This window comes from Streptococcus sp. C150 (genome assembly GCF_000187445.1).
Taxonomy (GTDB): domain Bacteria; phylum Bacillota; class Bacilli; order Lactobacillales; family Streptococcaceae; genus Streptococcus; species Streptococcus raffinosi.
The window spans coordinates 178,989-191,418 of the sequence record NZ_GL698450.1; the positions used below are offsets into that span (position 1 = coordinate 178,989).

Sequence of the window (12,430 nt, forward strand, 5' to 3'; positions counted from 1 at the left end):
TGTCAAAAAACTTAAAAAAACGTCAAAATATTGCAAACTATAGTTTGAATCAGACTAAAAACAATCACATATAGTTAATAACTATATCATAATAGAGAAAATGGGATTATGTGAAATGACAATAAACACTTGTAACGTCTGCTTGTGACTGCTATAATAGCTGCAATTAGCTATTTAATGTTAAATCTATAAGAAAAGAGGACCTCCTTATGTCAGATTTACTAAGTATTTATAAAGAATTGCAAGCTAAAAAATGGGTAGACTTGACCCACAAGATTAATGCGGAAAGTCCACACTTTCCAGCTCTTCCAGCCTTGAAACAAGAAGATCTCTTCACATTGAAAGATGGTTTTCATGTTCAAAAATTCACGGTGGTAGGGCAGTACGGAACCCATATTGATGCACCGATTCACTTTGTAGAAGGCGGTCGTTGGCTGGACGAGATTGCCCTTAAAGACCTTCTCTTGCCACTTTATGTCATCGACAAATCGAAAGAAGTTACAGCCAATCCAAACTTTATCTTGAGCAAACAAGATATCTTAGACTTTGAAGAAGAGCATGGACAAATTGCTGAGGGGGCTTTTGTCGCCTTCCGTAGTGATTGGTCAAAACGTTGGCCAGATCAAGATGCCATGCGTAACCTGGATGAAAATGGGGTTCAACAAAGTCCAGGGTGGAGCCGTGAAGCTCTAGAATTCTTGATTCATGAACGCCATGTTAAGGCTGTGGGTCATGAAACCTTTGATACCGATGCAGGTATTCCAGCAGCAGAGCATGGCTTCGTCAATGAATATTATCTCTTGGAACAAAATATCTATCAAGTAGAAGTTTTGAACCAATTGGATCAAGTTCCAGCTGTCGGTGCCTTGATTTCGATTGCCTTTCCGCATTGGGATAAGGCAACTGGTTCACCAGTGCGTGCAGTGGCTATTTTACCTTAATCATCAGAAGAAAAGACACCGAAGAAATTTTCGGTGTCTTTGTTGTTTATAGGAAGAGTTCTTGGAGTTTGCGGGCAACGCCGTCTTCTTCATTAGTCCACTCAATTTGTTCATTAGCGTGGGGGAGAAGAATGGAGCTTGCGTTTTTCATGGCATAACCCGTTTTGGCAAGAGCTAACATTTCGGTATCGTTGTGCTCATCACCAAAGGCAATCAAATCATCTGTCGATTTGCGCATGGTTTCTATCAAATAGTTTAGGGCATAGGCTTTGTTAATACCTTTAGGGGAGAACTCTAGAATGTTATGTGGCCCACCCCAAGAATCAACTTCAATTTCCCTGTTAAAGTCATTTTTGATGTCATCAGCCAGTTGATACTTGTCTTCATGACGTGTCTGTATAAGGAGTGCATTAGGGTTACTCGTGATTTTATGAGGTTCTAAACGCATGGACTCGATGATTTTATCAACGCCAAAGAGTTCCGGTTGAATACGTTCTGGATATTTCATGGTGATATAGAAATGCCTACGGTATTCACTCGCAAGAAAATCCATTTGTAGCTCATCTTGGCGTTTTAAAAGGTTAATCAGATATTTTTTATCTAATTTAACAGAGTGTTCATAATTCCATTCTCTGTCAGGAAGGTTGGTTAAGGAGCCATTAAAGGTAATGAGTGGTGTCTCCAACCCCAAATCCTTGTAGTAGTCAATGGCCATACGATAAGGACGACCAGTAGCAATGATGATTTGGTGTCCTTTTTCTTGTACATCTTTAATCGTTTTTTTTGTAAATTCTGAAATAGTCCCGTCTGGGCGCAACAGCGTCCCATCAAGGTCTAATGCAATCAATTTCTTAGTCATATCCTTATTATAGCAGAAATCTATGCTTTGTTGGAAGTTAAGAAAAGTATCTAAAAGAATGTTCGGTTTTTCATAATAAAACTCTTAGGAAATAAACCTTGCACCGTCAAATGATTTTCGGTAGAATAGTAACGTTGCATTCTATGAGAATGTTCCGAAATTATTCGGATTTTGACAATATTTTTATTAAGGAGTCTAAACTTTCATGGAAAAGTTTTTCAAATTGAAAGAACATGGTACTGATGTCCGTACAGAAGTTACTGCCGGATTGACAACTTTCTTTGCCATGTCCTACATCCTCTTTGTTAACCCTGCCATGTTGGCGCAAACAGGGATGCCTGCACAAGGTGTCTTCTTGGCGACAATCATTGGTGCGGTTGCAGGGACATTGATGATGGCCTTCTACGCTAACCTACCTTATGCTCAAGCACCTGGTATGGGACTTAACGCCTTCTTTACCTATACAGTAGTCTTCTCACTAGGCTACACTTGGCAAGAGGCTCTGGCTATGGTCTTCCTATGTGGTGTTATTTCTTTGATTATCACAGTAACTAGAGTACGTAAGATGATCATTGCATCTATCCCAACAGCGCTCAAGTCTGCCATTTCAGCAGGTATTGGTATTTTCCTTGCCTATGTAGGGATTAAGAATGCTGGTTTCTTGAAATTCTCAATTAACCCTCATACTTATACAGTTGCTGGTAAAGGTGCTGATATGGCCAATGCTTCTATTACAGCCTCGTCATCAGCTACACCAGGTTTGGTAGCCTTCAATAATCCTACGGTTATTGTAGGTCTAATTGGTCTTGTGATTGCTATTATCTTTATTGTTAAAGGTATTCGTGGGGGTGTTCTTCTTTCAATCCTCGCAACAACAGTCATTGCTATTTTTGCAGGTGTTGTTGATCTTGGCGCAATTGACTGGCATGCGGCTAGCTTGTCATCTTCATTTAAAGACCTTGGTAAGGTCTTTGGTGCAGCGCTTGGCTCTAAGGGCTTGGGGTCACTCTTCTCAGATATCTCTCGTTTGCCAGGTGTCCTAATGGCTATTCTTGCCTTTTCATTGACTGATATCTTCGATACTATCGGTACCTTGATTGGTACTGGTGAAAAAGTAGGTATCATTGCTTCAACGGGTGATAACAACGAATCAAAAGCTCTTGACCGTGCTCTTTACTCGGACCTTGTTGGTACAAGTATCGGTGCCGTTGCAGGGACTTCAAACGTTACAACCTATATTGAATCTGCAGCAGGTATTGGTGCTGGAGGACGTACTGGTTTAACAGCCCTTGTGGTTGCCGTCCTCTTTGCCATTTCAAGCTTCTTTAGCCCGCTTGTTTCAATTGTTCCTAGTGCAGCGACAGCACCTATCCTTATCATTGTAGGTATTATGATGTTGTCTAACCTTAAGGGTGTTGATTGGGAAGATTTGTCTGAAGCTATTCCAGCTTTCTTCACGTCAATCTTTATGGGATTCTCATACAGTATTACTTACGGTATCGCAGCTGGTTTCCTTACTTATACTTTGGTGAAAATTGTTAAAGGTCAAGCTAAGGATGTTCACCTCATTATGTGGATTTTGGATATCCTATTTATCCTTAATTTTATCAGTATGGCTGTGCTCTAAAGTTTGAATCATACAAAAGTCTGGCACTTGTGTCGGGCTTTTTTAGTTTTCTTGTGAAGCACGATTTTCCTATTTTTAAGTCTGTTTTTTAAAGGAAATTGAAATCAAGACAAGTAGATGTTTGGGATTTAATTTTATGAGTGCTAAATAAAGCTAAGATAAGTTTTTAATTAGTGTGTCGTCTCTGCACTTGCGGTTGAGAGGGGTCATTATTTGCATGATTTTACTGGAAATTTACAGCGGATTCTAGTCCATATTTTTATTTTTTGATATAATGAAAACATGATTTACAGTCGAAATGAAGAGGAATTGATAAGCATTGGCCAAAACATTGGTAGCCTGCTCAATTCTGGTGATATAATTGTTCTCTCAGGTGATCTGGGAGCGGGCAAAACCACTTTAACGAAGGGGATTGCCAAAGGTTTAAATATTTCACAGATGATTAAAAGTCCGACCTACACTATCGTTAGGGAGTATGAAGGACGTTTGCCACTATATCATTTAGATGTATATCGTATAGGCGATGATCCAGATTCTATTGACTTGGATGATTTTCTATATGGCGACGGCGTAACGATTATCGAGTGGGGTGAGCTCTTGGATGAGGATCTCTTAGGGGATTATCTCTTGATTTCGATAGCTCATCATGGTGATGGACGACAGTTGACGTTCGAAGCTTTTGGACCGAGAAGCCAAGAAATTCAGGAGGCTATATTAAATGGCTGAGCAAGAATTAGTCATTGAAGAAGCCCAAAGAGAAGATGCAACTTCGTTGGCTTCATTGCTTGAGACAGTGGCCTTGGAGTCAGACTTTCTAGCCCAGGATGATAGGAGTTCTGTCCTGAGTGCTGGACAGTTAGCGTCTTATATTGATAGTCGCCAAAATGTGACTAACGAAATTTGTTTAGTGGCGAAATTAGGCCATGAGGTCATTGGTGTTTGCAATGTTACTGCTGACCAAGACACTAAAACCAGTCATATCGGTGATGTCTTTATTGCGGTCTCTAAGCTTTATTGGGGACATGGTGTTGGTCAGTCTCTTATGGAATTAATGATTGATTGGGCCAATCATACACCGGCTATTCGTCGTTTAGAGTTGACGGTTCAAGCACGTAATGAACGGGCAGTTCACCTCTATCGTAAATTTGAATTTGACATCGAAGGCACTAAGAAACGTGGTGCCAGAACTAAAAATGGAGAATTTCTAGACGTTTACCTTATGGCTAAACTTATAGATTAGGAAAAAATATGAAACTTGGACGAAAAATTTTATTAATGTTGTTGGCGATTTTTGCCACTACTGTAGTAGCTGCGGGTATTTACCTAACGACAACCTACAACTATGCGACTGGTGAATTGTCAAAGACATTTAGGATGTCTAAGGCAACCACAGGTAATAGCAAGGCGATTCAACAGACTAAACCGATAACTATCTTGTTAATGGGGGTAGATACGGGGTCTAAAGAACGTAAGGAAACCTGGGAAGGGAACTCTGATACCATGATTTTGGTGACGGTGAATCCTGAGACTAAGAAGACAACCATGACCAGTCTAGAACGTGACCTGTTAACGGATATAGAGGGGTCGGGACAAGCCAAACTGAATGCAGCCTATGCTGAGGGGGGCGCCGACTTGGCTATCTCGACGATTCAAAAGGTTTTAGACATTGATATTGACTATTATGCACTGATTAATATGCAAGGGATGATAGATCTGGTTAATGCCGTAGGTGGTATTGAAGTAACCAATCATTTCGATTTTCCAATTTCGATTGCAGAGAATGAACCAGAATTTCAGGCAAAAGTTGAGCCAGGAACCCACAAAATTAATGGTGAACAAGCCTTGGTTTATTCACGTATGCGTTATGATGACCCTGATGGTGACTATGGTCGTCAAAAACGTCAACGTGAGGTTATTCAGAAGGTTGTTGCCAAGATTTTGAAGATGGACTCTATTGGTTCCTACAAAAAAATCTTATCAGCTGTGAGCTCAAATGTGCAAACAAGTATTGAACTTGGTGATACAGATACTCTCCGTAGTTTGATGGGTTATAGTGATGCCCTTAAAAATATTAAGTCTTATCAGTTGGCTGGTTCGGATGCCATGATTAATGGTGGAAGCTATCAAATGGCTTCAACTGAAGATATCCTGAAAGTACAGAACCGTATTAGAAAAGAAGTCGGTAAGAAAAAGGTTTCTGAGTCTAATCTTAAGACGTCCTTGGTTCTCTCTGGCTCAGGAGCATCAAGTTATGGATCTGATAGTTTCGTTAATTCGAAATCAAGTGCAGCCTCTAATGAATCCTCTGGAGTGTATGAGGGTGCTACAGTAGAGGGAGCGGGTAGTGCTTCAGTAAATACTTATGGTGGGAACACCACTTATAGCAGTAATTATAGTGGTACAACAGGTAGCTATGTTCAGGATCAAGGTACGGCAAGTGCCACTTACAATAATGGTGGTTCTGGTGTGACTACTTATAGTTCTGCTCCGGCGACGCAATAGAAGGATTGGGAATTCCCATCCTTTTTCTTATGTCTATCTTGTGATATGGTTATTCCTTGCAATGGTTTATGAGCTATGCTATAATATAGGAAAATAATGAAAGAGAGGCGGAGTAGAAACTTCGTCTCTTGTGTATGTAAGGAGGTCATAATGTCACAAAAAATTGTTGATCTCGTGACGGCTGTCGTAGCACCAGCTATTCCTGAGCCCTACGAATTGGTCGATATCGAGTATGAAAAGCTTGGCAGTGACTATGTCTTGTCCGTTTTGATTGATAAGCCAGGTGGTATTACTGTCGAAGATACTGCAGACCTGACTGAAATTATCAGTCCTCTCTTGGATACTATTCAGCCTGATCCCTTTCCGGATCAATACATGCTGGAAGTATCTAGTCCAGGGTTAGAGCGTCCCTTGAAGACCAAAGAAGCTTTGACCAATGCTGTTGGTCAGTATATCAATGTTAGTCTTTACAAGGCTATTGATAAGATTAAGATTTTCCAAGGTGACTTGGTGGCCTTTGATGGGGAAACCCTAACAATTGATTATCTTGATAAGACTCGCCATAAAACTGTTGAGATTCCCTATCAAACAGTTGCTAAAGCTCGTTTGGCAGTCAAACTCTAGAACTCTTAGTGTAAATAAAGAAAGGATGCCAGTTTTGCCTTTGAAGGGCTAAAACGACAAAAAATATGAGCAAAGAAATGCTAGAAGCCTTCCGTGTCTTGGAAGAAGAAAAACACATTAACAAGGATGATATCATCGAAGCTGTGGTTGAATCGCTTAAATCAGCTTACAAGCGTCGTTATGGTCAATCAGAATCAGCTGTTGTTGAATTTAATGAAAAAACAGGTGATTTCCAAGTTTATACTGTTCGTGAAGTTGTAGACGAAGTCTTTGATAGCCGCTTGGAAATCAGTCTTAAGGATGCGCTTGCTATTAGCTCTGCCTACGAACTCGGTGATAAGATTCGTTTCGAAGAGTCAGTGGATGAATTTGGTCGTGTGGCAGCGCAATCTGCTAAGCAAACCATCATGGAAAAAATGCGTAAGCAAATGCGTGAAATCACCTATAATGACTACAAACAACATGAAGGTGAAATCATGCAAGGAACAGTTGAACGCTTTGACCAACGTTTCATTTATGTCAATCTCGGGACTCTTGAGGCTCAATTGTCACGTCAAGATCAAATTCCTGGCGAAAGCTTTAAGTCTCACGATGTGATCGATGTCTATGTTTATAAAGTGGAAAATAATCCAAAAGGTGTTAACGTCTTTGTAAGCCGTAGCCATCCTGAGTTCATCAAACGTATTATGGAACAAGAAATTCCTGAAGTATTTGATGGAACGGTAGAAATCATGAGCGTGTCTCGTGAAGCTGGTGATCGTACTAAGGTTGCTGTTCGTAGCCATAACCCTAACGTTGATGCCATTGGTACCATTGTTGGACGTGGTGGAAGTAATATCAAAAAGGTGGTCAGCCGCTTCCATCCAACACGTTTGGATGCTAAGACAGGTATTGAAGTTCCTGTTGAAGAGAACATTGATGTTATTCAATGGGTTGAAGATCCAGCTGAGTTTATCTACAACGCTATTGCACCTGCTGAAGTGGACTATGTCCTCTTTGACGAAAATGATAGCAAGCGTGCGACAGTTGTTGTTCCAGATAATAAATTGTCACTTGCGATTGGTCGTCGTGGACAAAACGTTCGTTTAGCGGCTCACTTGACTGGCTATCGTATTGATATCAAGTCAGCTACTGAATATGAAGCTCTTGAAGCTGAAAAAGCTGAGGCTGCTACAGAAGAAGTTGTAGACGAGGTTGTTGCAGAAGAAACTACACCTGTTGAAGTCACAACAGAAGAAGTAACAGAAGCAGAATAAGAAGAATTTAGAGGTGTTTGATGGCTAAAACACGAAAAATACCTTTACGAAAATCAGTTGTCTCAGGAGAAATCATTGATAAACGAGATTTGCTCCGTATTGTGAAAACTAAAGATGGTGAGATTTTCATTGATCCAACAGGAAAGAAAAATGGCCGAGGAGCTTATATTAAATTAGATAATGAGGAAGCTCTCCAAGCTAAAAAGAAACGAGCTTTTAACCATAGTTTTTCAATGGAAGTTCCTGAAAGTTTTTACGATGAACTTATCGCCTATGTGGATCACAAGGTCAAAAGAAGAGAGTTAGGTCTTGAATAACACAGAAAAATTGTCCAATTTACTGGGACTAGCGCAAAGGGCTGGAAAACTTATTTCTGGCGAAGAACTTGTCATCAAGGCAGTTCAATCAGGAAAGGCAAGATTAGTCTTTCTTGCCAATGACGCTGGTAGTAATGTGACTAAAAAGATGACTGATAAATGTAACTACTATAATATAGAATTCTCCACAGTGTTTAACGCACTGGAATTAAGCATGGCTATTGGTAAACCGAGAAAAACGGTTGCTGTGGTTGATGCTGGATTTTCAAAGAAAATGAGGACTCTTATGGACTAAAGAATAGGAGGGCATCACGTGTCAAAGAAACGATTATATGAAATCGCAAAAGAGGTTGGTGTAGAAAGTAAGGTTGTTGTCGCAAAGGCGCAAGAACTAGGGCTTTCTGTTAAAAGCCACTCCTCATCAGTTGAAGAAGCTGATGCTAATCGTATCACTTCAAGTTTAAAAGGAGGCACAGCTAAGGCAGAGAGTAAGCCTGCTCCAAAAGTAGCACCAACTCCTAAGAAAGAAAAGGTTACGCCAAAAGCTGAAAAGGCTACGACGTCCAAACCAGCTCCTGCTAAGGAAACCGTAAAGGCTGAAGCTAAAGAAGCTCCTGTGACGCCGAAAAAGCCACAAAGTCGTAACTTTAAGGCAGAACGTGAAGCACGTGCTAAAGCAGAAGCAGAGCGTCGCCAAAATGGTGGTGGTCGTGACAACCGTAACCGTAATCGCAATAAACAAGGTAACGATCAAGGTAAACGTCACAATAATGACCGTCGTAACCAAAATGGAAATGGTCAAGGAAACCGTAATAACGGAAACCGTGATAACAAAAATAATCGTGACCGTAATTTCCAAGCTAAACAGCGCAATGATCAAGGTCGAAATAAGCGTAATGATGCTGCCCGTAACAATCAGGCAGGACCACGTATTGACTTTAAAGCGCGTGCAGCAGCCTTGAAGGCAGAGCAAAATGCAGAGTATTCACGTCAAAGTGAAACACGTTTCCGTGAAGAAAAAGCTGCAGAACAACGTCGTGCAAAAGAGCAGGAAAAGGCAAGACAAGAGAAGCATCAGGCAGAAGTAGCCGCTCAAAAAGCAGTTGCTGAAGCTAAGCCAGCTCCCAAACCAGCTCCGGTGGCTGCTCAACCAGCCCCAGCTGCACAAGCACAAGATACACGTCGTAAAAAGGCACGTCCTGATAAATCACGTGATAATCGTCGCGAGAATGAAGATGGACCTAAGCAAACAAGAAATAATAAGTGGAATAATCAAAACCAAGTGAGAAATCAACGAAATAGTAACTGGAACAAAAACAAAAATAAAAAAGGTAAAAACAACCGTGGTAATTCGGCTCCAAAACCAGTAACCGAGCGTAAATTCCATGAATTGCCAAAAGAATTCGAATACACTGAGGGTATGACGGTTGCAGAAATCGCAAAACGTATTAAACGTGAGCCAGCTGAAATCGTTAAAAAACTCTTCATGATGGGTGTTATGGCAACTCAAAACCAATCTCTGGATGGAGATACCATTGAGTTGTTGATGGTTGACTATGGCATTGAAGCAACCAAGAAAGAAGAAGTTGACAATGCTGATATCGAACGTTTCTTTGTTGATGAAGATTACCTTAACAAAGATGCTATGGTAGAACGTGCACCAGTTGTTACTATCATGGGACACGTTGACCATGGTAAAACAACCCTTCTTGATACCCTTCGTAACTCACGTGTTGCGACTGGAGAAGCTGGTGGTATCACACAACACATTGGTGCCTACCAAATTGAAGAGGGTGGTAAGAAAATTACCTTCCTTGATACTCCTGGACACGCGGCCTTTACATCTATGCGTGCTCGTGGTGCTTCTGTTACAGATATTACTATCTTGATTGTAGCAGCGGATGATGGTGTTATGCCACAAACGATTGAAGCCATCAACCACTCTAAGGCTGCTGGTGTTCCAATCATTGTTGCGATTAACAAGATTGATAAACCAGGTGCTAACCCAGAACGTGTTATCGGTGAATTAGCAGAGCATGGCGTTATCTCAACTGCTTGGGGTGGCGATAGCGAGTTTGTTGAAATCTCAGCTAAATTTGGACAAAACATTGAAGAATTGCTTGAAACCGTTCTTCTTGTGGCTGAAGTGGAAGAGCTTAAAGCGGATCCAAGTGTTCGTGCTATCGGTACTGTTATCGAAGCTCGTTTGGACAAAGGTAAAGGTGCAGTTGCTACCCTCCTTGTTCAACAAGGTACCTTGCATGTTCAAGACCCAATCGTTGTTGGTAACACCTTCGGACGTGTCCGTGCTATGACTAATGACCTTGGTCGTCGTATTAAGACTGCAGCGCCATCAACACCAGTTTCCATTACTGGTTTGAATGAAGCTCCTATGGCGGGTGACCATTTTGCCGTATATGAAGATGAAAAAGCAGCCCGTGCGGCTGGTGAAGAACGTGCAAAACGTGCTCTTATGAAGCAACGTCAACAAACACACCGTGTTAGTCTGGATAACCTCTTTGATACCCTTAAAGCTGGTGAAATGAAGACTGTTAATGTTATCATCAAGGCCGATGTACAAGGTTCTGTTGAAGCCTTGGCAGCATCACTTCTTAAGATTGATGTTGAAGGCGTTCGTGTGAACGTTGTTCACTCAGCGGTAGGTGCTATCAATGAATCTGATATTACACTTGCGGAAGCTTCAGACGCTGTGGTTATCGGATTTAACGTTCGCCCTACCCCTCAAGCTCGCCAACAAGCAGAAACTGATGAAGTTGAAATTCGTCTTCATAGCATTATCTATAAGGTTATTGAAGAAATCGAAGATGCTATGAAAGGGATGCTTGATCCAGAATTTGAAGAAAAAATCCTTGGTGAAGCAATCATTCGTGAAACCTTCAAAGTTTCTAAAGTCGGAACAATCGGTGGATTCATGGTTACTAGTGGTAAAATTACTCGTGAATCAAGTGCCCGTGTCATCCGTGATGGTGTTGTTATTTTCGATGGTAAATTGGCAAGTTTGAAACACTTTAAAGATGATGTTAAAGAAGTCGGAAACGCTCAAGAGGGTGGTTTGATGATTGAAAACTATAACGATATTAAAGTTGACGACGTTATTGAAGCTTACATCATGGAAGAAATCAAACGTTAATTTTTGTCAGATTTCTCAGAAAGAGCTGACTTAGGAAACAAAGCTAGGTCATCAGGCCTGGCTTTTGTTCCATTATAAGAAAATGAAAGGATGAGACTATGGTAAATTCATTTCGTATAGACCGTGTTGGGATGGAAATTAAACGTGAAGTCAACGAAATTCTTCAAAAGAAGGTTCGTGATCCACGTGTTCAAGATGTAACCATTACCGATGTGCAAATGCTTGGCGATTTGTCAGCTGCAAAGGTATTTTATACCATTCATTCAAACTTGGCATCAGATAGTCAAAAGGCCCAAACAGGACTTGAAAAGGCGACTGGTACCATCAAACGTGAACTTGGTAAAAATTTGACCATGTATAAGATCCCAGATTTGACCTTTATCAAGGATGAATCTATCGAATACGGTAATAAAATTGATGAAATGCTTCGTAATTTGGAGCGTAAAGATTAAGATAACATTCCTGTCAATTATGGCAGGAATTTTGCGTTATAATAGAATAAAAAGGAGGACTTCGATGAAAGTTACAGTCTATTTGGGTGCTAATATGGGAGATAGTCCAAGCTTTAAGGAGGCAACAATTGCCTTAGGTCGCTGGATTGCTAAAAATGGACATACCTTAGTCTATGGTGGTAGTAAGATGGGTCTTATGGGGGTTCTTGGTGATACTGTTTTGGAAAATGGTGGACAGGTTCATGGGATTATGCCGCAATTTCTTAAGGATAGAGAAATTGCTTATGAGGGATTGACCTCAATGACGATAGTAGAAACGATGGCAGAGCGCAAGACAGCTATGTTAGAGCAGGGTGAGCTCTTTATCGCCCTTCCAGGAGGTCTCGGGACACTTGAAGAAATCTCAGAAGCCATTGCTGCTGCTCGTGTGGGTAAGCTGGACAAACCCTGTGTTTTCTTTAACCTCAACGGCTATTATGATGCTATGAAGGCCATGTTAGATACCATGGTTGCTCATGATTTTTTAGAGGCTGAAACGGCTGCAAAATTCCTCTTTACAGATGATTTTGCTGAAATTGAGGCCTTTGTTCAGTCTTATACCCCACCTCAATTGCGACGTTATAGGTAAGTATCGGTGAAGAAAGGTTCTTCTGCATTTAAGTGGAAGGACTTTTTATAATCAGATGAACATTCGTGTAAGT

Annotated in this window: 13 protein-coding genes; 12 read left to right on the top strand and 1 reads right to left on the bottom strand. The window is 40.9% G+C overall.

Annotated features, from left to right (window positions below):
* The first annotated feature begins 209 nt into the window (after positions 1–209).
* Entirely contained in the window at positions 210–941 is a 732-nt protein-coding gene (locus tag HMPREF0848_RS08235) for a cyclase family protein (RefSeq protein WP_008535913.1), read from the top strand.
* Between the two features lie 46 nt (positions 942–987).
* Here the strand turns inward: HMPREF0848_RS08235 and HMPREF0848_RS08240 are convergent, their stop codons facing one another.
* Entirely contained in the window at positions 988–1,800 is an 813-nt protein-coding gene (locus HMPREF0848_RS08240; RefSeq protein WP_008535915.1) for a Cof-type HAD-IIB family hydrolase, read from the bottom strand.
* 205 nt (positions 1,801–2,005) lie between these two features.
* Between HMPREF0848_RS08240 and HMPREF0848_RS08245 the strand changes: the two genes are divergently transcribed.
* The 11 genes from HMPREF0848_RS08245 (at position 2,006) to HMPREF0848_RS08295 (ending at position 12,357) form a co-directional block, all read left to right on the top strand.
* Positions 2,006–3,427 (top strand): NCS2 family permease, encoded by a 1,422-nt coding sequence (locus tag HMPREF0848_RS08245; RefSeq protein WP_002889169.1) that lies wholly within the window; start codon positions 2,006–2,008, stop codon positions 3,425–3,427.
* 282 nt (positions 3,428–3,709) lie between these two features.
* Positions 3,710–4,153, top strand: coding sequence for a tRNA (adenosine(37)-N6)-threonylcarbamoyltransferase complex ATPase subunit type 1 TsaE (gene tsaE / locus HMPREF0848_RS08250; protein WP_008535919.1), 444 nt, complete (start codon positions 3,710–3,712; stop codon positions 4,151–4,153).
* Positions 4,146–4,667, top strand: coding sequence for a GNAT family N-acetyltransferase (locus HMPREF0848_RS08255; RefSeq protein ID WP_008535924.1), 522 nt, complete (start codon positions 4,146–4,148; stop codon positions 4,665–4,667). The genes tsaE and HMPREF0848_RS08255 overlap by 8 nt, the downstream gene beginning before the upstream one ends.
* Before the next feature lie 8 nt (positions 4,668–4,675).
* The gene (gene lytR, locus HMPREF0848_RS08260; RefSeq protein WP_008535926.1) at positions 4,676–5,929 is read left to right on the top strand and encodes a glycopolymer--peptidoglycan transferase LytR; all 1,254 of its coding nucleotides are present in this window, start codon (positions 4,676–4,678) and stop codon (positions 5,927–5,929) included.
* 150 nt (positions 5,930–6,079) lie between these two features.
* Positions 6,080–6,553: a ribosome maturation factor RimP gene (gene rimP, locus HMPREF0848_RS08265; protein WP_008535928.1), complete on the top strand. Its 474-nt coding sequence runs from the start codon at positions 6,080–6,082 to the stop codon at positions 6,551–6,553.
* A 65-nt stretch (positions 6,554–6,618) separates the two neighbouring features.
* A complete protein-coding gene (gene nusA / locus HMPREF0848_RS08270) occupies positions 6,619–7,809 on the top strand; it encodes a transcription termination factor NusA (protein WP_002889164.1) in 1,191 nt (396 codons plus the stop codon).
* A gap of 20 nt (positions 7,810–7,829) precedes the next feature.
* Positions 7,830–8,126 carry an RNase P modulator RnpM gene (gene rnpM, locus HMPREF0848_RS08275; RefSeq protein WP_008535929.1) on the top strand — a complete coding sequence of 99 codons (297 nt, stop codon included), beginning with the start codon at positions 7,830–7,832 and terminating at the stop codon, positions 8,124–8,126.
* Positions 8,119–8,421: a YlxQ-related RNA-binding protein gene (locus HMPREF0848_RS08280; RefSeq protein WP_002889162.1), complete on the top strand. Its 303-nt coding sequence runs from the start codon at positions 8,119–8,121 to the stop codon at positions 8,419–8,421. Before rnpM ends, HMPREF0848_RS08280 begins: the two co-directional genes overlap by 8 nt.
* 18 nt (positions 8,422–8,439) lie before the next feature.
* Positions 8,440–11,277: a translation initiation factor IF-2 gene (gene infB, locus HMPREF0848_RS08285; RefSeq protein WP_008535930.1), complete on the top strand. Its 2,838-nt coding sequence runs from the start codon at positions 8,440–8,442 to the stop codon at positions 11,275–11,277.
* A gap of 98 nt (positions 11,278–11,375) precedes the next feature.
* On the top strand, positions 11,376–11,729 hold the full coding sequence (gene rbfA, locus HMPREF0848_RS08290; RefSeq protein WP_008535931.1) for a 30S ribosome-binding factor RbfA: 354 nt from the start codon (positions 11,376–11,378) through the stop codon (positions 11,727–11,729).
* Between the two features lie 64 nt (positions 11,730–11,793).
* Complete coding sequence (locus tag HMPREF0848_RS08295) at positions 11,794–12,357, top strand: TIGR00730 family Rossman fold protein (RefSeq protein ID WP_002889158.1); 564 nt, start codon at positions 11,794–11,796, stop codon at positions 12,355–12,357.
* Positions 12,358–12,430 lie beyond the last annotated feature (73 nt).

Excerpts from the sequence above, each read along its gene's own strand:
- HMPREF0848_RS08255 (WP_008535924.1), top strand. The coding sequence starts at position 4,146 with ATGGCTGAGCAAGAATTAGTCATTGAAGAAGCCCAAAGAGAAGATGCA.
- rnpM (WP_008535929.1), top strand. The coding sequence starts at position 7,830 with ATGGCTAAAACACGAAAAATACCTTTACGAAAATCAGTTGTCTCAGGA.
- rbfA (WP_008535931.1), top strand. The coding sequence starts at position 11,376 with ATGGTAAATTCATTTCGTATAGACCGTGTTGGGATGGAAATTAAACGT.
- HMPREF0848_RS08240 (WP_008535915.1), bottom strand. The coding sequence starts at position 1,800 with ATGACTAAGAAATTGATTGCATTAGACCTTGATGGGACGCTGTTGCGC.
- HMPREF0848_RS08235 (WP_008535913.1), top strand. The coding sequence starts at position 210 with ATGTCAGATTTACTAAGTATTTATAAAGAATTGCAAGCTAAAAAATGG.
- nusA (WP_002889164.1), top strand. The coding sequence starts at position 6,619 with ATGAGCAAAGAAATGCTAGAAGCCTTCCGTGTCTTGGAAGAAGAAAAA.
- rimP (WP_008535928.1), top strand. The coding sequence starts at position 6,080 with ATGTCACAAAAAATTGTTGATCTCGTGACGGCTGTCGTAGCACCAGCT.
- lytR (WP_008535926.1), top strand. The coding sequence starts at position 4,676 with ATGAAACTTGGACGAAAAATTTTATTAATGTTGTTGGCGATTTTTGCC.
- HMPREF0848_RS08295 (WP_002889158.1), top strand. The coding sequence starts at position 11,794 with ATGAAAGTTACAGTCTATTTGGGTGCTAATATGGGAGATAGTCCAAGC.
- HMPREF0848_RS08245 (WP_002889169.1), top strand. The coding sequence starts at position 2,006 with ATGGAAAAGTTTTTCAAATTGAAAGAACATGGTACTGATGTCCGTACA.
- tsaE (WP_008535919.1), top strand. The coding sequence starts at position 3,710 with ATGATTTACAGTCGAAATGAAGAGGAATTGATAAGCATTGGCCAAAAC.